The sequence below is a fragment of the Magnetospirillum sp. ME-1 genome (genome assembly GCF_002105535.1).
Classification (GTDB): Bacteria; Pseudomonadota; Alphaproteobacteria; order Rhodospirillales; family Magnetospirillaceae; genus Phaeospirillum.
This window is the reverse complement of record NZ_CP015848.1, coordinates 3,844,880-3,866,874: the sequence shown is the minus strand read 5'-3', so window position 1 is coordinate 3,866,874 and position 21,995 is coordinate 3,844,880. Positions and strand designations below refer to the sequence as shown.

17 protein-coding genes are annotated in these 21,995 nt (G+C 66.2%); 11 read left to right on the top strand and 6 right to left on the bottom strand.

What is annotated here, in order from left to right:
* Nucleotides 1–73 precede the first annotated feature (73 nt).
* Nucleotides 74–1,678 carry a NapC/NirT family cytochrome c gene (locus WV31_RS18085; protein ID WP_237051363.1) on the bottom strand — a complete coding sequence of 535 codons (1,605 nt, stop codon included), beginning with the start codon at nt 1,676–1,678 and terminating at the stop codon, nt 74–76.
* A 489-nt stretch (nt 1,679–2,167) separates the two neighbouring features.
* Between WV31_RS18085 and WV31_RS18080 the strand changes: the two genes are divergently transcribed.
* The 3 genes from WV31_RS18080 (at nt 2,168) to WV31_RS18070 (ending at nt 5,453) form a co-directional block, all read left to right on the top strand.
* Complete coding sequence (locus WV31_RS18080; protein ID WP_085374874.1) at nt 2,168–2,848, top strand: Crp/Fnr family transcriptional regulator; 681 nt, start codon at nt 2,168–2,170, stop codon at nt 2,846–2,848.
* Nucleotides 2,820–3,659: a Crp/Fnr family transcriptional regulator gene (locus WV31_RS18075; protein WP_085374873.1), complete on the top strand. Its 840-nt coding sequence runs from the start codon at nt 2,820–2,822 to the stop codon at nt 3,657–3,659. The genes WV31_RS18080 and WV31_RS18075 overlap by 29 nt, the downstream gene beginning before the upstream one ends.
* Before the next feature lie 171 nt (nt 3,660–3,830).
* On the top strand, nt 3,831–5,453 hold the full coding sequence (locus tag WV31_RS18070; protein WP_085374872.1) for a nitrite reductase: 1,623 nt from the start codon (nt 3,831–3,833) through the stop codon (nt 5,451–5,453).
* Between the two features lie 353 nt (nt 5,454–5,806).
* Here WV31_RS18070 and WV31_RS18065 read toward each other — a convergent pair whose 3' ends face one another.
* Nucleotides 5,807–6,577 (bottom strand): DsbA family protein, encoded by a 771-nt coding sequence (locus tag WV31_RS18065; protein ID WP_085374871.1) that lies wholly within the window; start codon nt 6,575–6,577, stop codon nt 5,807–5,809.
* A 70-nt stretch (nt 6,578–6,647) separates the two neighbouring features.
* Nucleotides 6,648–8,018, bottom strand: a complete 1,371-nt coding sequence (locus tag WV31_RS18060) for a M48 family metalloprotease (protein ID WP_085374870.1) — start codon at nt 8,016–8,018, stop codon at nt 6,648–6,650.
* On the opposite strand from WV31_RS18060, the gene WV31_RS18055 reads away from it, so the two are divergent.
* Nucleotides 8,005–9,636: a gamma-glutamyltransferase gene (locus tag WV31_RS18055; RefSeq protein ID WP_085374869.1), complete on the top strand. Its 1,632-nt coding sequence runs from the start codon at nt 8,005–8,007 to the stop codon at nt 9,634–9,636. The two genes, WV31_RS18060 and WV31_RS18055, sit on opposite strands and share 14 nt — an antisense overlap.
* A complete protein-coding gene (locus WV31_RS18050) occupies nt 9,633–10,787 on the top strand; it encodes a pyridoxal phosphate-dependent aminotransferase (protein ID WP_085374868.1) in 1,155 nt (384 codons plus the stop codon). Before WV31_RS18055 ends, WV31_RS18050 begins: the two co-directional genes overlap by 4 nt.
* 60 nt (nt 10,788–10,847) lie before the next feature.
* Here the strand turns inward: WV31_RS18050 and WV31_RS18045 are convergent, their stop codons facing one another.
* The 3 genes from WV31_RS18045 to WV31_RS18035 form a co-directional block, all read right to left on the bottom strand.
* Nucleotides 10,848–12,476 (bottom strand): flagellar hook-basal body complex protein, encoded by a 1,629-nt coding sequence (locus WV31_RS18045; protein WP_085374867.1) that lies wholly within the window; start codon nt 12,474–12,476, stop codon nt 10,848–10,850.
* 311 nt (nt 12,477–12,787) lie between these two features.
* Nucleotides 12,788–13,918 carry a type III PLP-dependent enzyme gene (locus WV31_RS18040; protein WP_085374866.1) on the bottom strand — a complete coding sequence of 377 codons (1,131 nt, stop codon included), beginning with the start codon at nt 13,916–13,918 and terminating at the stop codon, nt 12,788–12,790.
* 501 nt (nt 13,919–14,419) lie between these two features.
* Nucleotides 14,420–14,962, bottom strand: a complete 543-nt coding sequence (locus tag WV31_RS18035; RefSeq protein ID WP_085374865.1) for a hydrolase — start codon at nt 14,960–14,962, stop codon at nt 14,420–14,422.
* A gap of 120 nt (nt 14,963–15,082) precedes the next feature.
* On the opposite strand from WV31_RS18035, the gene WV31_RS18030 reads away from it, so the two are divergent.
* The 6 genes from WV31_RS18030 (at nt 15,083) to rpe (ending at nt 21,981) form a co-directional block, all read left to right on the top strand.
* Complete coding sequence (locus WV31_RS18030; protein WP_085374864.1) at nt 15,083–16,762, top strand: DEAD/DEAH box helicase; 1,680 nt, start codon at nt 15,083–15,085, stop codon at nt 16,760–16,762.
* Nucleotides 16,763–16,776: 14 nt separating this feature from the next.
* Complete coding sequence (locus WV31_RS18025) at nt 16,777–17,016, top strand: Lrp/AsnC ligand binding domain-containing protein (RefSeq protein ID WP_068432937.1); 240 nt, start codon at nt 16,777–16,779, stop codon at nt 17,014–17,016.
* Between the two features lie 129 nt (nt 17,017–17,145).
* Entirely contained in the window at nt 17,146–18,108 is a 963-nt protein-coding gene (gene glpX, locus WV31_RS18020; RefSeq protein WP_085374863.1) for a class II fructose-bisphosphatase, read from the top strand.
* A gap of 32 nt (nt 18,109–18,140) precedes the next feature.
* Complete coding sequence (tkt, locus tag WV31_RS18015) at nt 18,141–20,111, top strand: transketolase (protein WP_085374862.1); 1,971 nt, start codon at nt 18,141–18,143, stop codon at nt 20,109–20,111.
* 42 nt (nt 20,112–20,153) lie between these two features.
* Nucleotides 20,154–21,218, top strand: a complete 1,065-nt coding sequence (fba, locus tag WV31_RS18010) for a class II fructose-bisphosphate aldolase (protein WP_085374861.1) — start codon at nt 20,154–20,156, stop codon at nt 21,216–21,218.
* Between the two features lie 121 nt (nt 21,219–21,339).
* Complete coding sequence (gene rpe / locus WV31_RS18005; protein ID WP_085375657.1) at nt 21,340–21,981, top strand: ribulose-phosphate 3-epimerase; 642 nt, start codon at nt 21,340–21,342, stop codon at nt 21,979–21,981.
* Nucleotides 21,982–21,995: the final 14 nt, after the last annotated feature.

The window sequence follows — 21,995 nt, the reverse complement described above, 5'->3', positions numbered from 1 at the left end:
CTGCTTTTCCCTCCCAGGATTGAAACCACCGGATGCGGACGTCCCCACGTCCGCATCCGGCCCTTTCGTCAGACTACATCTTGACCGCCTTGATCTCACCCTCGGCGTCCAGACCCAGCTTCAGGTCGACGGACACGTGGTGGAAGCGGCCATTGGTGAAGTCGTCGTGGACGGCGAAGCCGACGCTGTACGACTGACCGGCAACCAGGGCGACTTCGCCCGGCTGGGTCGCCTTCAGACGGCGGATCATGGTCACCACCCACTTATCGCCTTCCTTCTTGCCGGTATAGGCCACGTCGTTGCCGGGCTTGAGCACGCGCTCGGCCAGAACGTAGCCCTGCTCGGACGCGCCCGAGGACTTCCAGCGGGTCAGGTCGAGGAAGGTGCCGCCGGCCAGCAGGGCATCCAGCTCGGCCTGCGGCTTGACCTTGTCCCAGTTGTTGCGCGCGGTGGTGTCGAACTGGGTGCGGCTTTCCGGCACATACTTGGTGACGTAGCCGGCCTTGGTGTCGATGCCGGGCACCGCGCCGGGAGCGGCGGGAGCCTGGGGCATGTCACGGGCATCGGCATGGCACGACGTCCAGCAGCCCGAGCGAGCCGCCATGTCCACCTTGCCGCCGTCGATCATCATGGCGACCTTGACCTCGTTCTCGGGGTCCATCTTGCCGCCCTTGACGAAGGGCACGTCGTTGTGCGGACCAGCCGGGAACTCGAAGCGCATGTACAGGTTGTCCGCGTCATACGCCGCCTTGATGGACAGCGGAATGGCGGCGCGCTTGCCGGGAATGGGAGTCTTTTCCGCCTTGGAGCCGGACGCCATCTTGGCGCCCATGTCGGCGGTCTCGTTGCTGTGGCACTCGAAGCAGCGGTCGCCCTTCTTGAAGGCGCGGGTGCCGCCGTGGTCGGTACCGGTCAGCACCCACTCCATGGCGGTCTGGCCGGGATAGAACAGCACGGTCTTGGTCTCGGCCACCTTGCTCCAGTCCACGGCCTTGCCGGTGACGGGGGGCAGCGCGGCGCCGCCGGCGGCGGGAGCCGAAGCGGTGGCGGCGGCCGGAGCCGCGGCGGGCTTGGCGGACGCGGCCTTCTTGGCCTCGGCCTCGGCCTTCTTCTTGGCCTCCTCGGCGGCCTTCTGCTCCTCCTCCTGCTCCAGCAGGTGGTGGACCGGCTTGTGGGCGATGCCCTTGTGGCAGTCGATGCAGGTGCCGCCCTCGGCCTGGGCGTTCTCGTGCTGCTTCTTGGCGCGCTGCTTCTGGACGGCCGGGTTCATCTGGTCGAAGGCATGGCAGTTGCGGCATTCCCGCGAATCCGTGCTCTTCATGGTCGCCCAGACGCGCTTGGCCAGCTGATAGCGCTTGGCGTCGAATTTCTCGGGGGTGTTGACGGTCCCCATCAGCCAGTGGAAGACCTCGCCGCTGGCCTGAATCTTGCGGACGAACTTGTGGACCCAGTCCTTGGGCACGTGACAGTCGGAGCACGTGGCCCGCACACCGGAACGGTTGGTGTAGTGGACCGTCTTGACGTACTCCTGATAGACGTTGTCCTTCATCTCATGGCAGTTGATGCAGAAGCCAAGCGTGTTGGTGGCTTCCATCGCCGTGTTGAAGGCGCCCCAGAACATGATGCCGCCGACGAAGATCACCCCGGCGCCAAACAACGACGCACCCAGGACTTTCATCCTCAGCAGTTTTCCGAGCAAGGATTCAGTAGCCATTGCGCTCCCCAGCGTACCCTAGTTGTCCACCCTCAAGCGGAACCGATACCACGGGGGACCGATTCCCGACTTGACCTTGGACAATGATTGATCGGAACACAGAGGTCGGAACCAAGACCCCGGCATCCCGGACACATGTCCGGTCAGGTCCGCGCAGCGCCCCCAATCCCGCTCGCGCGGGCGCCCTTCCGGAAAACACGCTCGGACCCCGGAATGTGACGGACTGTAATCACCGCCCCCGGCAATCGACGTGATCTTGATCAATTTACCTTGGATTTGCTTGGATTCATGAATATTAGAATTGATTAATTCAGTTGACCCGCCGGTGCGCCGCCTCCTTTGCGCCCGGTCACCCCCCTTAACCAAGATCAAGTCGTCCGGCTCTATTTAGAGAGATGATAATGAAAGTTCGGGGGCGACATCGGCGAATGCTCCCCGGCGGCGGGAGGGACGATGAACTCCGACACCGTGTGCGCGATAAGGCGAAGCCTGCTGTTCTCGGCGGTTCCGGCTGGGGACGCCGCCGTCCTGCTGGACGGCCACGGCACGCTGACCCTGAACGACGGCGACGTGGTGTTCGCCGAGGGCGCACCTGCCGATTTCCTGTTCCTGGTGCTGTCCGGCGACGTACTGATCGACGCCTCGCCCGCCTCGCCGCAATTGCGGCTGTCGGCCGGCGACACGGCGGGCGAAGAGGCGGTGCTGACCGGCGCCCCCCACGCCGCCACCGCCCGGGCGGCCGGTCCCGTCACCTTGCTGTCCATGCCGGCCGGCACACTGATGGGCTATCTCGAATCCCATTTCGACGTGGCCATCGCCATGATTTCGGCCATGGCCGGCAACCTGCGCGAACAGGTGCGCGAGATCACCGAACTGAAGATGCAGTCCACCGCCGAGCGCCTGGCCAGCTATCTGCTGGCCCTGGCCGGCGATGCCACCGGCAAGGCGGTGGTGCGGCTGCCCTACGAGAAGCGGCATCTGGCCGATCACCTGGGCATGGACCCGGCGACGCTGTCGCGGGCCTTTGCCAAGCTCCGCGACAAGGGTGTGGTGGCCAGCCGCACCGACAAGGTAGAGATCGCCGATGTGGCGACGCTGAGGACCTATGGCGACTGCGCTGCGTTCACCGCCTAGCGGACCCGAGGAAGCGAAGACCACGGGCGGCCCCGCGTCGTGCCCGTGCCGGCCGTCCTGCGAAGGCCCCACCGCCGATTGCGACCGCACGCTGTCGACGCCGCAGCGGGTCTTCAAGGGCTCGCGCAGCGCCCAGGAGGTGGTGGCGGCGCTGCCGCTGTTCGACGGCATCCTGCCCGACGTGCTCAACCGTCTGCTGGCCGATTCCGCCACCGTCACGCGCCGGCGCAGCACCCTGCTGTTCGGAGCCGGAGACGAGGCCGACTGTTTCTACATCGTGCTCGACGGGGCGGTGAAACTGTTCGCCCTGGCCCAGGACGGACGGGAAAGCATCGTCGAGATCTTCGGCCCCGGCACCTCGTTCGCCGAGGCCGCCATGCTGTCCACCGGCCGCTTTCCCCTGCACGCCGAGGTGATCGAGGACGCCACCCTGATCCGGGTCGGGCGCCGCGCCTTCCTTTACACGCTGCATTCGGACCATGCCCTGGCCTACCGCATGCTGGCCGCCCTGGCCAAGTGGAACCGCCGCCTGGCCAACGAGATTTCCGACCTCAAGGAATTGACCCCCTGGCAGCGCGTGGCCGAGTTCCTCCTGGCCCAGGCTCCGTCCGCCGAGGGGCGGGTCGAGGTGTTGCTGCCCTTCAACAAGGAAGTGCTGGCCAGCCGGGTGGGCATCCGCCGCGAAAGCCTGTCCCGGGTGCTGGGGCGGCTCCGCGTGCTGGGAGTCCATACTTCCGGCAATGCCGTTCGGATAGACGATGTAGACCTGTTGCGTCGCGCCTGCTTCGAAGCCGGCGGCGGCCGCAGCTGATATGCACGAAGGTCTGGTTTCAAGACTTTCCTCGACGGAATTTGACGATAGTCACATCCCGACCAGCCCAGGAAGGCCATTGTGCCCAGACTTTTAGTGCTTTGGCCGCAGATCCCTCGTGGGGGGCTCCCGGCCACGGTGTAGTTTGACGTATCTAGGGAGGGTTGCCGTATGTGGAAGGGTGTTCGGAACGCATTGTTGCTGACGGCTCTGCCGTTTGCGATGGGTGGAGCCGCCATGGCGCAGGAAGCGACCTTGAGCAAGGAAGCCAAGGAAGCCAGCGCGAAGATCTATTTCGAGCGTTGCGCCGGCTGCCACGGCGTGCTGCGCAAGGGCGCCACGGGTAAGAATCTCGAGCCGGCCAATACGACCAAGCTGGGTCAGGCCCGTCTCGAGAAGATTCTGACCAATGGTACCGATGGCGGCATGGTCAACTTCGACGACATCCTGACCAAGGATGAAATCAAGAACATGGCCACCTACATCCAGATGACCCCGGACGTTCCGCCGGAGTGGGGCATCAAGGAAATGACTGCCTCTTGGAAGGTCGTGGTTAAGCCCGAAGACCGCCCGAAGAAGCAGATGAACAAGGTCAACCTGAAGAACGTCTTCTCGGTGACCCTGCGTGACTCCGGTGAAATCGCCCTCATCGACGGCGACACCAAGAAGATCTGGACCATCATCAAGACCGGCTATGCCGTGCACATCTCGCGCCTGTCGGCGTCGGGCCGCTTCGTGTACGTCATCGGCCGCGATGGCAAGCTGGACATGATCGACCTGTGGATGGAGACCCCCGCCGTGGTGGCCACCATCAAGATCGGCATGGACGCTCGCTCGGTCGATACCTCCAAGTTCAAGGGCTTCGAGGACAAGTACGCCGTGGCCGGCTCCTACTGGCCGCCGCAGTACGTGATCATGGACGGCGCCGACCTGAAGCCGCTCAAGATCGTCTCGACCCGCGGCGTGACCGTGGACGGCGAGTATCACCCCGAGCCCCGCGTGGCCTCGATCGTCTCCTCGATGATCAAGCCCGAGTGGGTCATCAACCTGAAGGAAACCGGCCTGATCAAGCTGGTGGATTACTCCGACATCAAGAACCTGAAGGAGACCACCATCGAGTCGGCCAAGTTCCTCCACGACGGTGGTTGGGACGCCTCCAAGCGCTACTTCCTGGTCGCCGCCAACGCCTCCAACAAGGTGGCCGTCGTCGATACCAAGGAAGGCAAGCTGGCCGCTCTGGTTGAAACCAAGTCCAAGCCCCACCCGGGCCGCGGCGCCAACTTCAACCATCCCAAGTTCGGTCCGGTGTGGGCCACCTCGCACCTCGGTGCCGACGTGATCACCCTGATCGGCACCGACCCGGCCAAGCACAAGGATCAGGCCTGGAAGGTCGTCGCCGAACTGAAGAACCACGGCGCTGGTTCGCTGTTCGTCAAGACCCACCCCAAGTCGACCAACCTGTGGGCTGACGCCCCGCTGATGCCGGAAGCGGCCGCCGCCGAGTCGGTGACCGTGTACGACATCAAGAACCTCGACAAGGGCCCGGAAGTGATCAACATCGCCAAGATGGCCGGTCTGCCGGAGACCAAGGCCGTGAAGCGCGCCGTGCACGCCGAGTACAACGAGAAGGGCGATGAAGTGTGGTTCTCGATCTGGGCCGGCAAGACCGACCCGTCGGCCATCGTCATCATCGACGACAAGACTCGTAAGCTGAAGGCCGTGATCAAGGATCCCAAGCTGATCACGCCCACCGGCAAGTTCAACGTGTACAACACGCAGCACGATATCTACTAAGACACTTTACTCCACCCTACGCACCCCGGGGATCGCAAGGTCCCCGGGGATTTTTTTGTCCTGGGACGGCCATTCCGCCTTGGTCTTCATCGGCATATCCCGAGAATTTGGCATCGGGTGGTATCACCACAGAGACGCAGAGACACAGAGAGGGCACAAAGGAAAAGAGAAACTGTTTTATTTCTCCGTGCCTTCTCTGTGTCTCTGCGTCTCTGTGGTTCAGTCCACCGCCTCGGCGAAGAAGCCCTGTCCGCGTGGTCGCCGGGCCCCCTCTCTTGGGCCCTGCCGCGCAAAAAAAGCCCCCGGCCTTGCGACCGGGGGCTTTCGCCGTCTTTAACCAAAAGCGAAAAGGATCAGCCGCCTTGCTTGGCGGCGGAGCGGCGTGCCGCGTCCATCAGCTGCTTCAGGGTCTGCTGGTCCAACGCGCTGGAGATGATGCGGTCGCCGACGATGAAGGTGGGGGTGCCGCCGATATCGAGCGAACGGGCCAGGTCGAAATTCTTCTTCAGCTGCTTCTCGATCTCGGGCGCGCCCACATCCTTCTTCAGCTGCTCCACATTCATGCCCTGCTCGCCGGCGATCTTGTAGATGGCCTTCTCGTCCAGGCGGCCGCGGAACTTCATGAAGGCGCGGTGGATATCGTCGTACTTGGCCTGACTCTGGGCCTTGGCCACCAGGGCGACGCGGGCGGCCAGAACCGAATCGGGGCCGAGGATGGGGTATTCCTTGACCACGACGCGGACCTTGCCGTCGGCCTTGACCGCTTCCCACAGGGGGTCGAAGGCCTGCTTGCAGAAGCCGCAATTGTAATCCAGGAACTCGACCACGGTCAGGTCGCCCTTGAGATTGCCGCCCTGCGGGTCGTCGGGGGCCTTGAAGATCTCGTCCTTGCGGGCTTCCAGCATCTTGTGGGCGTCGGCTTCGGCCTGGGCGCGCATCTTCTCGCGCAGCGCCTCCAGGGCCTCGCCCAGCACCTCGGGGTGCTCCATCAGGTAGTCACGCACCACCTTCTTGACCGCCTCGGTCTGCTTGGGCGTCAACGGGACCTCCTGGGCGGCGGCCGGCAGGGAGGCAAGGGCAAGGCCGGACACCATCAAGGCGGCGGCGAAAGTCTTGGCGATCATTGGCGAGGGACCCTCAAGAGGCGGAAATGATGGCGGGCATATTGGCCGAAGCCGCAGGTGGGGGCAAGGCCTACCACCATTTACGGCCCCGGTCGCGGTCGGCCTTGACCTGGGAGGCGCGTTCCTTGATGTCCTGAAGGCGCAGCCACACCGCCCCCTGCTTGCCCAGCAGCTGTTCCGCCTTGTTGGCATGGAACTGCGCCTCGGCCAGCTTGCCGGTCAGCATGTAGTGCTCGGCCAGGGCGTAGGAGGCCATGCCCTCTTTGCCGTCGCGGCCATAGGCGATGGCCAGTTGCTGCCAGGCGAACACGTCCTCGGGCTCGCGGTTGACGGCGGCGGTGAGGTGGGTCTGCGCCTCGCCCAGCAAGGCGGGATCCTCGCTCTCGATCAGCACCTGTCCCAGGGAGATGCGCAGCAGGGCGCTGTTGGGCAGCAGCTTGACCGCCTTGCGATAGGGTTCCATGGCCTCGGCGCCGCGCCCGTTCTCGAACAGCATCTGGCCTTTCAGCTCCCAGAAATAGGGATCGTTGGGCTTTTCCTTCAGCAGACCGTCGATCAGCCCCAGCGCCATGGGGATATCGGGCTTGCGATAGGCGGCGACGGCGCGGGCGTAGCGCGCCACCAGGCTGGTGTCGGTTTCCTTGTAGCGCTGGAAGGTGCGGATGGGCGGCTCGATGAAGGCGAACAGCTTGGCCTTCATGCGCAGATGCATCTCGATCCACTCCGCCGGCCACGGGGTCTTGGCATAGGGGGAATGATCCACGGCGTTGCGCACGAAGGAGACGCGGTCGCGGGTCAGCGGGTGGGTGCGCACATAGGGGTCCTGGCGCGACGAGACCAGCGCCTCCTGGTCCCCCAGGATCTCGAAGAACTCGACCAGCCCCTTGCCCGACTGATGCGTGTCGTCGAGGAAGCGCATGGCCATCTGGTCGGCCTGGCTCTCCTGGCTGCGGGAAAAGGCCAGCAAGCTCCGCATGGCCAGCTCGTTGCCGCCGATGGCACCGGCCATGGCGACGTCGCCCCGCCCGGTGGCCGCGCCGGCGGCGGCGGCCAGCAGGGTGGCGATGATCGCCTCGGTCGAGGCGTTGGCCATGGCGTCGTTGCCGCGGATCAGGTGCCCGCCGGCGATGTGGCCGGTTTCGTGGGCCATCACGCCGATCAACTGGCCGGGATGCTCGGACCGCACCAGCAGGCCGGTATGGAAGAAGATGTTCTGCCCGCCGGCCACGAAGGCGTTGAGCGTCGGATCGACGATCAGATTGATGCGGATCGCCGCCGGGTCCAGACCCGCCGCCTGAAAAATTGGCGTCCCGAAAGTCCGGATGGTATTTTCCACCTCCGCGTCACGGATGAACTGCCGTTTGGGCTGCGACTGGGCCAGGGCGGGCGGCATCGAAGCGACCAACAGGAACGTCACCAGAAGGATTATGCGCGTGAGCAAGGAACACTCCTCATCGGTCAATTCGGCACGCGGCCGCAACTCCGCTCTTTCCCTCACCGCGCTGGCGGCGATGCTGGCGTTGGCCGCCTGCGGCGATCCGGCGCGCCCGGTCGGGCAAATCGGCCACATCACCGGCTTCGGCGGCATGGTCGCCGCCGACGAGCCCCGCGCCGCCGTGCTGGGACGCGACGTCCTGTCGGCGGGCGGCACCGCCGCCGATGCGGCCGCCGCCATCTACTTCACCCTGGCGGTCACCTATCCGTCCACCGCCAGCCTGGGCGGCGGCGGAACCTGCATAGTACATGATAGCGGCAAAAAGAAGACGGAAGTCATCGATTTTCCCGCCCTCGCCTCGGCCATGTCGGGACCTCTGCCCTCGGCCGTGCCGGCCAACCCGCGCGGCTTCTTCGCGCTGCACGCCAAGTACGGCAAGCTGCGCTGGGAAAGCCTGCTGGTCGAACCCGAGCGCCTGGCCCGCAGCGGGGTGCCGGTGTCGCGCGCCCTGGCCAACGACCTGTCGCGCGGCCTGGCCATCATCGGCCGCGATCCGGCGGCGCGCGCCGTCTTCATGCGGCCCGACGGCTCGGTGCTGCGCGAGGGCGACCTGATGGCCCAGCCCCATCTGGCCGCGATGATTTCGACACTGCGCCACAACACCGGCAATTTCTACGTCGGCCCCCAGGCCCGCGAGCTGGTCAAGGGCGTGCAGGCGGCGGGGGGCACCCTGTCGCTGGACGATCTGCGCGACATCCGCCCCACCTGGCGCGACGCCATCGCCGTCAAGGTGGGCTCGGAGACCGCCTGGTTCGCCCCGCCGCCCTCGACCGGCAGCACCATGGCCGCCCAGTTGGTGGCCGCCCTGTGGCCGCGCTGGAAGGACACCGACGCGTCCGAGCGCCCGCACCTGCTGGCCGAGGCCTCGGCCCGCTCCTTCGCCGAGCGCGGCCGCTGGATGCGGCCCAACGGCTGGAGCAACGAGGCCCCGGAAACCCTGGTGTCGGACAGCCGCATCGCCACCATGATGGCCGGCTATGCCGCCGACCGCCATCAGCCGGTGACCGACGTCGCCGCCCCTCCCTCCGACAGCCAGTCGGGAACCGGATTCGCCGTGCTGGACGGCAACGGCATGGCGGTGGCGTGCAGCGTCACCAGCCACGGCCTGTTCGGCAACGGCCGCATGGCGCCCGGCACCGGCATCATGCTGTCGGGCGTGCCCGGCCTGAACGGCCCGCCGGCCACCGCCGTGATGCTGACCGCCAATACCCATAACGGCGCCGTCCGGTTCATCGGCGCCGCGTCGGGCGGCGGCACCGCCGCCTCGTCCCTGGTCCAGAGCTTCCTGGCCGCCGCCGGCGACGGCAAGCCGCTGTCCGAGGCCCTGGCCCAGCCGCGTCTGGTGCATGCCGGCAAGCCCGACGCCGTCTTCGTCGAGACCGGCGCCATCGCGCTGGACCCCGCTCCGCTGGCCAGCCGCGGCCACCAGGTCAGCGCCACCCCCATGCCCAGCCGGGTGGAGGCCATCTTCTGCCCGCTGGGCTTCAAGGACCCCGAGGGCTGCGACATGGCCACCGATCCGCGCGGCTTCGGCCTGGCCAACGTGGCGGGCAAGAAGGAATGAGCTTCAAGGCCGCTCAACGCGGCGCCATCGCCCCCTTCATCGTCATGGACGTGATGCGCGCCGCCGCCGCCCGCGAGGCCCAGGGCGCCGAAATCATCCACCTGGAGGTGGGCCAGCCCTCGGGTCAGGCTCCCGCCAAGGTGCTGGAGGCGGCGGCCCGCGCCGTCAGGGCCGAGCCTTTGGGCTACACCCTGGCCATGGGCCGCGATTCCTTGCGCGAACGCATCGCCCAGCACTACCAGCGGGCCTACGGCGTCGCGGTGGCCCCCGAGCGCATCTGCGTCACCACCGGTTCGTCGGCGGGCTTCCTGCTGGCCTTCCTGGCCGCCTTCGAGGCCGGCGACCGGGTGGCGGTGGCGGCACCCGGCTATCCCGCCTACCGCAACATCCTCCAGGCCCTGGGGGTGGAATGCGTGCTGGTGCCGGTGGGCCCAGGCAGCCGCTGGCAGATCACCGCCGAGGTGCTGGCCGGCATCCAAGGCCGGCTGGACGGCGTGGTGGTGGCGTCGCCGTCCAACCCCACCGGCTCCATGCTGTCGGCCCACGAGGTGGCGGAACTGGCCGCCTGGTGCGAACTGCATCAGGTCCGCCTGATCTCCGACGAGATCTATCACGGCATCACCTATGGCCGTGCCGCCGCCACCGCCGCCGGCTTGAATGCCGCCCCGCACGCCATCATCGTCAACAGCTTCTCGAAATACTACGCCATGACCGGCTGGCGGCTGGGCTGGATGGTGCTGCCCGAGGATCTGGCCCGTTCGGTGGAATGCCTGACCCAGAATCTCTACATCTCGCCGCCCACCCTGTCCCAGGTGGCGGCCGAGGCGGTGTTCGACTGCCTGGACGAATTGGAGGCCCGCGTCGCCGCCTACCGCGCCAACCGCGACATTCTGCTGGCGGAACTGCCGGAAGCCGGCTTCGACCGCCTGGCCCCGTCGGACGTCGCCTTCTACCTCTATGCCGACGTGTCGGAGCTGACCACCGACAGCCGGGCGTTCTGCGCCCGCATGCTGGCGGAAACCGGGGTGGCCTGCACGCCCGGCGTGGATTTCGACCCGCTGGAAGGAAACCGGACGCTGCGCTTTTCCTATGCCGGCTCGGCCGAACACATGGCCGAGGCGGCCAAACGCCTGAAGGCCTGGCGGAAATAGCCTCGCGTGGCGGCCTGCTCATCCCCGAAATCCATGACATGAATTTCGGAAGGCAGGACGCTAGATCAGGTCGCGTACCGACTGCACCATCTCGTCGGCGGTCTTGAAGACGTTCGAATTTACCGAATAGGCCTTCTGGGTGACGATCATCCGGGTGAACTGGTCCTCCAGCGCCACGTTGGAGGTCTCGACCGCCGAGGCGACGATGCTTGCCCCGCTGCCCTGGTCGGTGATGGCGGCCACCGTCATGTTGCCCGCCTGCTCGGTAGCGCGGAACAGCGTCCCCGAAATGGCGTCGAGTTGATCGGCGGAAACGAAGCTGGCCACCGGAATCTGGAAGATGCGCCGGGATTCGCCGTTGTCGTAATGAGCCATGACGCTGCCGTCGGTGGCGATTTCCACCTTGTCCATCACGCCGCTGGCGTAGCCGTCCTGGTCGATGACCTTGACGGCCAGCTTCGTGTTGGTCTCACCGGCAAACTGGGTGAGCTTCTTCATGTCCAGGCTCACCGTGTTCGACCCTGCCCCCGTGGCCGTCCAGTCGACGGTGAAGGACGCGGTGGCCGGGGTGAGGATGTTGCCCGCCCCGTCGAAGGTGATGGGAATGGAATCGGTATAGGTCGTGCCATCGGCGGTGATCGCCGAAACGGCGCCTTCCGCCGCCACCGGCTGGAAGCGCATGTACCACTGGCCATTGCCCGAATGCTCGAAGGTCATGGTCAGGTTATGGGAATTGAAGGCGTTGTCGTAGATGGCGATGGTCTCGCCGATATTGGCGAAGGACGGCTTGTTGGAATTGAGGTTCAGGCTGGCCGTGGTCTGCAGGGTGGGACCCGCCGACCAGTCGATGGTCAGGTCGGCGAACCCGGTGCCCGACGCCGAGGTGGTGGGCGCGGTGATGGCCCCGTTGGAATCCATGGTCACGGTGACCGGCGAGCCGGTGATGGTGCCGACGCTGCCGCTGGCCGGATTGGCGGGCAAGGCGAAGGCCACGCTCCAGGTCTGGCCGTCCACCCGCGTCCAGGTCATGGTCATATCCTGGGCCGAACCGAAGCCGTCGGTGATGCTGGTGGTGTCGGTGAAGACCTTGGCGGACGGGGTCTGGGTGGCGTTGGACGGCAGGTTGGCCACCAATTGAATGTTGGTGGTGGCGAAGCCGTCGCTCTTCTGGCCGATATTGGCGTAGACCGGCGACAGGGCTCCCGGGGTGACCACCCCCTTGGTGTCGGCCGCCCAGCCCATGAGGAAGTTGCCATCGGCGGTGGTGAAATAGTTGTTGCCGTTCACCGCCCTCTGGCCGAACTCACCGGCCCGGGTATAGAGATTGGTGCTGGTGCCCGTGGGCGCACCGGTGCTGTCGGGAGGCGAGACGATGAAGAACCCCCGGCCGTTGATGGCCATGTCGCTCCAGGTGGTCGACGAGGTGATGGTGCCCGACTTGGTGATCAGGGTGCGGTCCACCGGCCGCACGCCGAAGATGTCCAGCCCGGAGGTGGCCGTGGACTTGTTGGGCGAGTTCTGGGTCAGAACCGGAGACGAGTGCGATTCCGACAGCACCGTCTTGAAAAGGGTTTCCTTTTCCTTGTAGCCGGTCGTGTTGACGTTGGCGATGTTCTGCGAGATCGAGCCCATGGCCCAATCCATCGTCTGCATCGCCTGGCTGGCGTTGGTAAAAGCACCCCACAGCATCGTCGCCTCCGTTTACGACGGGCATTGATCCGCTGAGTTATTTGCAAGCGGAGTGCCACTTGCCATTTCATTGCGAATCAATGCGCTAACCCGACATCGACCGGCAGGACTTGCCGGAACCAGGGCGCAAAAAAGCCCGCCCGGCAGAACTTGCCGGGCGGGCCATCAAAACGTAGGCGAGGAGAGGTCCGCTCCCCGCCCAGCGACGACGGCCATGCCGTTGGGGCTGGGCTAGGCCCAAGGGGCCGCGCGGCTTACGCCGCGGTAGCCAAGCGCGCGGAGGCGCGCGCCCGGCGCTTGAGGGGCCAATATTAGATGAAATAGGCCTTCAGGGGCTCGAAGCCGTTGAAGTTCACCGCCGAATACGAGGTGGTGTAGGCGCCGGTGGACAGAATGCGCACCTTGTCGCCCACCTTGAGGCTGACCGGCATCTCGTAGCCGGCCTTCTCGTACAAGATGTCGGCGGAATCGCAGGTGGGGCCAGCCAGAACCACGGGGGCGGTGTGGTCGCCGTCACGGGTGGTGACGATGCGGTACTTGATGGCCTCGTCCATGGTCTCGGCCAGGCCGCCGAACTTGCCCACGTCGAGATAGACCCAGCGCACGTCGTCGTCATAGCCCTTGCGGCTGATCAGCACCACCTCGGTCTCCAGAATGCCGGCGTCGCCCACCAGGGAACGGCCGGGCTCGATGATCATGGAGGGGATGTTGTTGCCGAAATGGGTGGTCATGGCGTCCATGACGGCCTCGGCGTAGCGCTCGATGCCGTCCACTTCCTTGCGGTAGCGGGCCGGGAAGCCGCCGCCCAGGTTGACCATGCGCAGCTCGATGCCGGCGGCGTCCAGCGCCGAGAACAGCATGGCGGCCTTGCCCACCGCGATGTCCCACTGCTTCAGGTCGGTCTGCTGGCTGCCCACGTGGAACGAGACGCCATAGGGCTCGAGCCCCATGTCGCGGGCCTTGATCAACAGGTCGCGGGCCATGTCGGTCTCGCAGCCGAACTTGCGCGACAGCGGCCATTCGGCGCCGTCGCAGGTCATCAGGATGCGGCAGAACACGCGCGAGCCGGGCGCGGCCTCGGCCAGCTTCTCCAACTCGGCCTCGGAATCGAAGGCGTAGAGGCGCACGCCCTTGGCGTAGGCGTAGGCGATGTCCGACTGCTTCTTGATGGTGTTGCCGAACGAGATGCGCTCGGCCGGCGCGCCGTTGGACAGGCACAGGTCGATTTCGCCCCGAGACGCCACGTCGAAGCGCGAGCCCTCGCCCACCAGCATGCGCACGATTTCCGGCGCCGGGTTGGCCTTGACCGCGTAATAGACCTCGGCCAGGGGCAACCAGCGTCGCAGGCCCTGGTAATTGTCGCGCACCACGTCGAGATCGACGACCACGCAGGGGGTGACGGGGCGGACTTCCTCAAGGAAACGGGCAATCTTCGCGGTCATCGCGACATCCTCTTCGAACAGGCCGGGCCATGAAAGGGCCCGAAAACTCTCTCTGTCCGGCCCACCGCACTCAAACGGCGGGACGACGGTCATTTGACGGCAATTCGGGAAGCCGTCAGATCCGCCGGGAGGTACTTCGCACGTCGACCCACAGCAAGGCCCAGGCCTGCCGGGGACGGAACCCGTTCGCGAAGAGAGGATTGGAGTTCATCGACAGCGACTGCCGAGCCACCACGTTCATAGCTACTTCCTCCAAGCACCGGGGGCTTTACACCCCGCCTGCACCCAGAAGACGCCTTGGACGTCGTTACTTAAACCCGCATGGGGCCAGAGGCACGTGCGCTGTACGTCTCACCTGAAGCCGCTATATACGCCGTTTTCAGGCGATGGAAAGGGAAAAATATCCCTGATGAAAAGATTTTGGCCCGACGCGGGGTTCACCCCTGATATTTCAAGTCCTTAGCCCTTGGAATAGGGGAGCGGGGCCCGGCCCTCCCACCATCATTTGATCAGGGCGGAAAGCTCCTTGAATTCCGGCGTGCCGGCCACGTGCAGCCACTCGAAGATCACCATCTCGACGGTGACGATCTCCACGCCGTTATCGGCCAGCCGCGACATGGCCGCCTGGAAGTTGGCGGGGTCGCGCGACGCGCAGGCATCGGCCACCACCACCGGCCGGAAGCCGGATTCCAGAAGTCCCAGCGCACTTTGCAGCACGCAGACATGGGATTCGATGCCGGCGATCACCACCTGCTCGCGCTCCGTCTCGCGCAGACGGGCCAGGATGGCCGGGTCGGCGGCACAGGAAAAGTGCAGCTTCTCCATCACCGCGTCCTGGGGCGCGTGCTCCATCAACTCGCCGACGGTATGGCCCAGGCCCTTGGGGTACTGCTCGGTGATCACCACCGGCAGGCCGAGGCGGGCGGCGGCGCGCAACAGCAGGGTACAGCCGCGGTAAACCCGCCGGGGATCGCTCATCACCGGCGCCAATCCCTGCTGCACGTCGATGATCAGCAGGCTGGAACGTTGGGCATCGATCAGCATGGCGGCGGCTCTCCTTGGGCTCGGCGACCAAGCGTAATCCCGCCGCAATGGGCGATACAATGGGGAAACCGTGTTCCGTCATTGACTTAATACCGGGAAACCATAATTATCCGGCCCCACATGACGACCCATCAAGACATCGGCCGCGAAGACGGCCCGGAAACCGCCACGACCACCTTCGAAGACCTCGGCCTCGGGCCGGAGATTCTGAAGGCGCTCGCTGAATCGGGGTACACGCACCCCACCCCCATCCAGGCCCAGGCGATCCCTGTGGTGCTCATGGGCCGCGACGTGCTGGGCTGCGCCCAGACCGGCACCGGCAAGACGGCGTCCTTCACGCTGCCCATGATCGAGATCCTGGCGGCCGGCCGCGCCAAGGCGCGCATGCCCCGCTCGCTGATCCTGGCACCCACCCGGGAACTGGCCGCCCAGGTGGCGGAGAATTTCGACAAGTACGGCAAGCACCATCCGCTCAAGAAGGCGCTGATCATCGGCGGCGAGTCCATGAGCGACCAGGTGGCCCTGCTGGACCGCGGCGTCGACGTGCTGATCGCCACGCCGGGCCGCCTGCTCGACATGTTCGAGCGCGGCCGCATCCTGCTGAACGACGTCAAGGTGCTGGTCATCGACGAAGCCGACCGCATGCTGGACATGGGCTTCATCCCCGACGTGGAGAAGATCGTCGGCCTGCTGCCCAAGATCAGGCAGACCCTGTTCTTCTCGGCCACCATGGGCCCCGAGATCCGCCGCCTGGCCGACGCCTTCCTGATGAACCCCAAGGAAATCACCGTCTCGCGCGGGACCACCGCCACCACCGTGGTCCAGGCCATGGCCGTGGTCGAGGAGATCGACAAGCGCGAGACGCTGCGCCACCTGATCCGCATCGAGAACGTCAAGAACGCCTTCATCTTCTGCAACCGCAAGCGCGACGTGGACGTGCTGTACCGCAGCTTGAAGAAGCACGGCTTCGACGTGGTGCAGCTGCATGGCGACATGGCGCAGAGTGCGCGGGGCGAGACGCTGGAGAAGTTCAAGAAGGGCGAAGCCCGGCTGATGGTCTGCTCCGACGTGGCCGCCCGCGGCATCGACATCTCGGCGGTCAGCCACGTATTCAATTTCGACGTGCCCATCCACGCCGAGGATTACGTCCACCGTATCGGCCGGACGGGGCGCGCCGGCATGGAAGGCCACGCCTTCACCATCGCCAGCCCCGATGACGGCCGCTTCGTCGGCGCCATCGAGACGCTGATCGGCCAGGCCATTCCCCGCATCGAGGTCGAGGGCGTCCCCGCCCTGGAGCTGGACATGACGGCGCGCAAGGGCCGTGGCGGCCGTGGCGCCCCCAAGGACGGCAAGCGTCCCTCGCGCACCAAGGACGAAGGCCGCGACGAGGCCAAGCCCCGGCGCGAGCGCCGCCCCCGCCGCGACGAATCCCCCGCCCCCGAGGCCGAAGCGGTCGAGGCCGCCCCGGCTGAAGTCGGCGAGCAGCCGCGCGAGGAACGGGCCGAGCGGCCGGAACGCGCCGAACGCCCGCGTGGACGCGGTCGCGACCGTGACGAATCCCGCCGCGACGAACCCCGCCGGGGTGGGCGCAACCGGGACGAAGGCCGCCGCGACGATCGCGGTGGACGCCGCCGTGGCCGCATCGACGAGCTGGGCATCGGCGAGATGCTGCACCCCGACGGGGTGATCGGCTTCGGCGACCACATGCCGGACTTCATCGCCGCCGCCGTGCCCCTGCCCGTCAAGAGCAGCAAGGCCAGCGCCGACGGCGACACGGATTCCGAATCCGAGGACTGAAGGGATACAGCCCCATGCAGACCATCTTCGTTCAGGTGAAGTGCGAATTGGGGCTGGCCTACCAGGTCGCCGACGGGGCCGTCGACATCGAACAGGTCTCCGAGGTGCATTCCATCTCGGGCCAATACGACCTGATGCTGAAATGCTACCTCGACGATTCCGCCGATATCGGCCAGTTCGTGGTGGACACCATCCAGCGCCTGCCGGGCGTCAAGGACACCTTCACCCTGATCGCCTTCAAGGCCTTCTCCTGACCCCGTCCATCCGGGTAGCGGCGAACCTATCCACAAGAATCTTGCGGATGGGACCGAACGGGTGTTCCTTCGCTTGACCCGACCCCCCACTATCGGCCAAAACACCTCACCGGAAATTGGAAACGGCCGATGACCGAACAGCGACAGACCGGCAGTGTCGGAGTCTACGAACTGCGCCGCGCCACGGAAGGGGCGGCGCGGGCCGCCTATGCCTGGATCGGCCGCGGCGACAAGGCCCTGGCCGATGACGCCGCCGTGTCGGCCATGCAGGCCGAACTGCAGAGCCTGAGCCTGGACGCCCGCATGCTGGTGGGCGAAGGGCCCATGGACGAGATCGCCATGCTCTATCACGGCCAGCGCTTCGGGCCCCAGAGCGGCGATCCGGCCTGGGACCTGGTGGTGGACCCGCTGGAAGGCACCTCGTTCCTGGCCAAGGGCATGACCAACGCCATGGCGGTGGTGGCCATGGCCCCCCACGGCACCCTGTTCGACCCAGGCCCCGCCCGCTACATGGAAAAGCTGGCCGCCCCGCCCGCCGCAAGGGGCAAGATCGACCCCAAAGCCCCGGTGGCCGAACGCCTGAAGCAATTGTCCGAGGCGCTGAACAAGCCCATCGAGGACATGACCGTCTACGTCATCGAAAAGCCGCGCCACAAGGCGCTGGTCAACGCCATCCACAACGCCGGGGCGCGCGTCGCCCTCTATCCGGCGGGCGACGTGGCCGGCGCCCTGATGGCGGCCATTCCCAATTCCGGCATCGACGCCCTGATGGGCACCGGCGGCATTCCGGAAGGCCTGCTGTCGGCCATCGCCATCCGCGCCATGGGCGGCGAGTTCCTGGGCCGCATCGACCCCCAGCTGGCCACCGAGGCCGCCGCGGTCGAAGATTCCGGCATGGACCTTACCCGCTGGTACCGTCTCGACGAGATGGTGCGCTCCGACGACGTGATGTTCTGCGCCACCGGCATCACCACCGGCCTGATGCTGGAAGGCGTCGAACGCACCCGCGACTTGGAAAAGACCCAGACCATGATGATCGGCGGGGCCGCCGGGCCGCGCCAGATGCTGACCTCGTGGCACCGCCGCGCCTGAAATAAACCTTCACTCTCTTCAAGGACTCCTCGATGACCACCCACGCCGCTATGGCAAACGCCATCCGCTTCCTGACCATGGACGCCATCGAGAAGGCCAAGTCCGGCCATCCCGGCATGCCCATGGGCATGGCCGACGTGGCCACCGTGCTGTTCACCCGCTTCATGAAGTACGACGCCAAGGCCCCCAAATGGGCCGACCGCGACCGCTTCATTCTGTCGGCGGGCCACGGCTCCATGCTGCTTTACGCGCTGGGCCACCTCACCGGCTTCGAGGATATTTCCGACATCGAGCAGATCAAGAACTTCCGCCAGATGGGCTACCGCACCGCCGGCCATCCGGAATTCGGCCACGTCGCCATCGCCGAGACCACCACCGGTCCGCTGGGCCAGGGCATCGCCAACGCCGTGGGCTTCGCCCTGGCCGAGAAGCTGGCCGCCGCCCGCCACGGCAAGGATATCGTCGATCACTTCACCTACGTCATCGCCGGCGACGGCTGCCTGATGGAAGGCATCAGCCAGGAGGCCATCTCGCTGGCCGGCGTGTGGAACCTCTCCAAGCTGATCGTGCTGTGGGACGACAACCACATCTGCATCGACGGCGACACCTCGGTGTCCACCTCCGACGACCAGCTGGCCCGCTTCCAGGCCTCCAACTGGGACGTCTGCCGCGTGGACGGCCATGACCCGGAAGCCATCGCCCAGGCCATCGCGGCGGCGCAAAAGTCCGGCCAGCCCAGCCTGATCGCCTGCAAGACCACCATCGGCTTCGGTGCCCCCACCAAGGCGGGCAGCGAGAAGACCCACGGCGCCCCCCTGGGGGCCGAGGAGATCGCCGGGGCACGCGCCAAGCTCGACTGGCCGCACGCGCCCTTCGAGATCCCCGAGGGCGTGCTCTCCGCCTGGCGCGCCGCCGGCGCCCGGGGTGCCACCGCCCGCGCCGAGTGGGAGAAGCGCTTCAACGCCTATGGGGGCAAGGCCGAATTCGAGCGCACCAATGCCGGCCAGTTGCCGGAAGCCTGGAAGCAGGCGGTCTCCGACTTCAAGAAGAAGGTTTCGGCCGAGCAGCCCAAATGGGCGACCCGCAAGGCCAGCCAGGAAGTGCTCGAAGCGCTGACCCCGGTGATCCCCGAGATGATCGGCGGCTCGGCCGACCTCACCCACTCCAACCTCACCATCACCAAGGCCACCAAGCCGGTCAGCGCCCGCGACTTCTCGGGCCGCTACATTCATTACGGCGTGCGCGAGCACGGCATGGCCGCCATCATGAACGGCCTGTCGCTGCACGGGGGCTTCATCCCCTATGGCGGCACCTTCCTGATCTTCGCCAACTACCTGTGGCCGGCGCTGCGCATGAGCGCCATGATGGACCAGCGGGTGCTCTACGTGCTGACCCACGATTCCATCGGCCTGGGCGAGGACGGCCCCACCCACCAGCCCATCGAGACCCTGTCGGCGCTGCGCGCCACCCCCAACGTGCTGGTGTTCCGCCCCGCCGATCCGGTGGAGACCATGGAGGCCTACGAGGCCGCCCTGGAAAACGCCACCGGCCCCTCGGTCTTCGCCCTGTCGCGCCAGAACCTGCCGACACTGCGTACCACCCACACCGACGAGAACCTGACCGCCAAGGGCGCCTATGTGATCTCGGACGCCAAGGGCAAGCGCCAGGTCACCCTGATCGCCACCGGCTCGGAAGTCAGTCTGGCCATCGAGGCGCAGAAGCTGCTGGCCGAATCGGGCATCGCGGCCGCCGTGGTGTCCATGCCCTGCTGGGAACTGTTCGAACGTCAGCCGAAGGAGTATCGTTCTTCTGTGCTGGGTGAGGGAACCGTGCGGGTCGCCGTCGAGGCGCTGGGCACCTTCGGGTGGGAGCGCTGGACCGGCGAAAACGGCGCCGTCATCGGCATGAACGGCTTCGGAGCCTCGGCGCCCGCCGAGAAACTCTACGAGCATTTCGGCATTACCGCGCGTGCGGTGGCCGACGCCGCCCAGGCTCGCCTCTAAGACGGCTAAGACGGCAAAACGCCAGGAAGGAGAGTAGTCAAGATGTCCCTCGTTTCGATGCGCCAGCTCCTCGACCACGCTGCCGAGAACGGCTACGGCATTCCCGCCTTCAACGTGAACAACATGGAGCAGGTCAAGGCGATCATGGAGGCGGCTGCGGCCACCGATTCGCCGGTGATCCTCCAGGCCTCGGCGGGTGCGCGCAAATACGCCGGCGAGCCCTTCCTGCGCCACCTGATCCTGGCCGCCGTCGAAGCCTACCCCCAGATCCCGGTCTGCATGCACCAGGACCACGGCACCAGCCCGGCGGTCAACGTGCGCGCCATCCAGTCCGGCTTCTCGTCGGTCATGATGGACGGCTCGCTCAAGGAAGACGGCAAGACCCCGTCCGATTGGGACTACAACGTCCGCGTCACCAAGGCGGTGGTCGACATCGCCCACGCCTGCGGCGTCTCGGTCGAGGGTGAGCTGGGCTGCCTGGGCTCGCTGGAAACCGGCACCGCCGGCAAGGAAGACGGCATCGGCGCCGAGGGCAAGCTGGACCATTCCCAGCTGCTGACCGACCCGGACGAGGCCGCCGAATTCGTCAAGCAGACCCAGGTGGACGCGCTGGCCATCGCCATCGGCACCAGCCACGGCGCCTACAAGTTCACCCGTCCGCCGACGGGCGAGGTGCTGGCCATCAAGCGCATCAAGGAAATCCACGCCCGCATCCCCAACACCCATCTGGTGATGCACGGCTCTTCCTCGGTGCCCCAGGACCTGTTGAAGATCGTCAACGATTACGGCGGCGCCCTGGGCGAGACCTACGGCGTGCCGGTCGAGGAGATCGTCGAGGGCATCAAGCACGGCGTGCGCAAGATCAACATCGACACCGATCTGCGTCTGGCCGTCACCGGCACCATCCGCAAGTACTTCCACGACAACCCCAAGAAGTTCGATCCCCGCGACTACCTGAAGCCCTCCATCGCCGCCATGGTCGAGGTCTGCAAGAGCCGCTACCAGGCCTTCGGCACCGCCGGCCAGGCCTCGAAGATCAAGGTGATCGGCCTGGAAGACATGTCCGCCCTCTACGCCAAGGGCGCCCTGGCTCCCAAGATCCAGTAAGGGGACACCCCACCCCAACCCCTCCCCATCAAGGGGAGGGGGAAAATAAAACCGCCTCTCCGGCCTTAGCCCCTCCCCCCCGTGGGGAGGGGTTGGGGTGGGGGGCCGCAAGAAGGCCGCCATGACCGTCAAGATCGCACCCTCCATCCTGTCCGCCGATTTCGCCCGCCTGGGCGAAGAGGTCAAGGCCATCGACGCGGCCGGCTGCGACTGGGTGCATATCGACGTCATGGACGGCCATTTCGTGCCCAACCTCACCTTCGGCCCGGCCATCATCAAGGCCATCCGGCCCTATACCGCCAAGGTCTTCGACGTCCACCTGATGATCGACCCCGCCCAGCCCTATATCGAGGACTACGCCAAGGCCGGCGCAGACATCATCGTGGTCCATGCCGAGGCCGACAAGCACCTGGACCGCTCGCTGCAGCTGATCCGGTCCCTGGGCAAGAAGGCCGGCGTGTCGCTCAACCCGTCCACGCCCGAAAACGTCATCGAATACGTTCTGGACAAGCTGGACCTCGTCCTGGTGATGAGCGTCAATCCCGGCTTCGGCGGCCAGAGCTTCATCGAGGCCCAGCTGGAAAAGATCGCCCGCATCCGCAAAATGATCGGCACGCGTCCCATCGACCTGGAAGTGGACGGCGGCGTCACCGCCGACAACGCCCACCGCGTGGTGGCGGCGGGCGCCAACGTGCTGGTGGCCGGTTCGGCGGTGTTCAAGACCAAGGACTACGCCGCCAACATCGCGGCGCTGCGGCGCTGACACCCCCCTTGGCA

What these genes read in the sequence shown, in the direction of transcription:
- WV31_RS18050 (WP_085374868.1), top strand. Translation starts at nt 9,633, where the DNA reads ATGAGCTTCAAGGCCGCTCAACGCGGCGCCATCGCCCCCTTCATCGTC.
- WV31_RS18085 (WP_237051363.1), bottom strand. Translation starts at nt 1,678, where the DNA reads ATGAAAGTCCTGGGTGCGTCGTTGTTTGGCGCCGGGGTGATCTTCGTC.
- WV31_RS18045 (WP_085374867.1), bottom strand. Translation starts at nt 12,476, where the DNA reads ATGCTGTGGGGTGCTTTTACCAACGCCAGCCAGGCGATGCAGACGATG.
- WV31_RS18025 (WP_068432937.1), top strand. Translation starts at nt 16,777, where the DNA reads ATGCAGACCATCTTCGTTCAGGTGAAGTGCGAATTGGGGCTGGCCTAC.
- tkt (WP_085374862.1), top strand. Translation starts at nt 18,141, where the DNA reads ATGACCACCCACGCCGCTATGGCAAACGCCATCCGCTTCCTGACCATG.
- WV31_RS18075 (WP_085374873.1), top strand. Translation starts at nt 2,820, where the DNA reads ATGGCGACTGCGCTGCGTTCACCGCCTAGCGGACCCGAGGAAGCGAAG.
- WV31_RS18035 (WP_085374865.1), bottom strand. Translation starts at nt 14,962, where the DNA reads ATGCTGATCGATGCCCAACGTTCCAGCCTGCTGATCATCGACGTGCAG.
- WV31_RS18040 (WP_085374866.1), bottom strand. Translation starts at nt 13,918, where the DNA reads ATGACCGCGAAGATTGCCCGTTTCCTTGAGGAAGTCCGCCCCGTCACC.
- WV31_RS18030 (WP_085374864.1), top strand. Translation starts at nt 15,083, where the DNA reads ATGACGACCCATCAAGACATCGGCCGCGAAGACGGCCCGGAAACCGCC.
- rpe (WP_085375657.1), top strand. Translation starts at nt 21,340, where the DNA reads ATGACCGTCAAGATCGCACCCTCCATCCTGTCCGCCGATTTCGCCCGC.
- WV31_RS18065 (WP_085374871.1), bottom strand. Translation starts at nt 6,577, where the DNA reads ATGATCGCCAAGACTTTCGCCGCCGCCTTGATGGTGTCCGGCCTTGCC.
- WV31_RS18080 (WP_085374874.1), top strand. Translation starts at nt 2,168, where the DNA reads ATGAACTCCGACACCGTGTGCGCGATAAGGCGAAGCCTGCTGTTCTCG.
- WV31_RS18055 (WP_085374869.1), top strand. Translation starts at nt 8,005, where the DNA reads ATGCGCGTGAGCAAGGAACACTCCTCATCGGTCAATTCGGCACGCGGC.
- WV31_RS18070 (WP_085374872.1), top strand. Translation starts at nt 3,831, where the DNA reads ATGTGGAAGGGTGTTCGGAACGCATTGTTGCTGACGGCTCTGCCGTTT.
- fba (WP_085374861.1), top strand. Translation starts at nt 20,154, where the DNA reads ATGTCCCTCGTTTCGATGCGCCAGCTCCTCGACCACGCTGCCGAGAAC.
- glpX (WP_085374863.1), top strand. Translation starts at nt 17,146, where the DNA reads ATGACCGAACAGCGACAGACCGGCAGTGTCGGAGTCTACGAACTGCGC.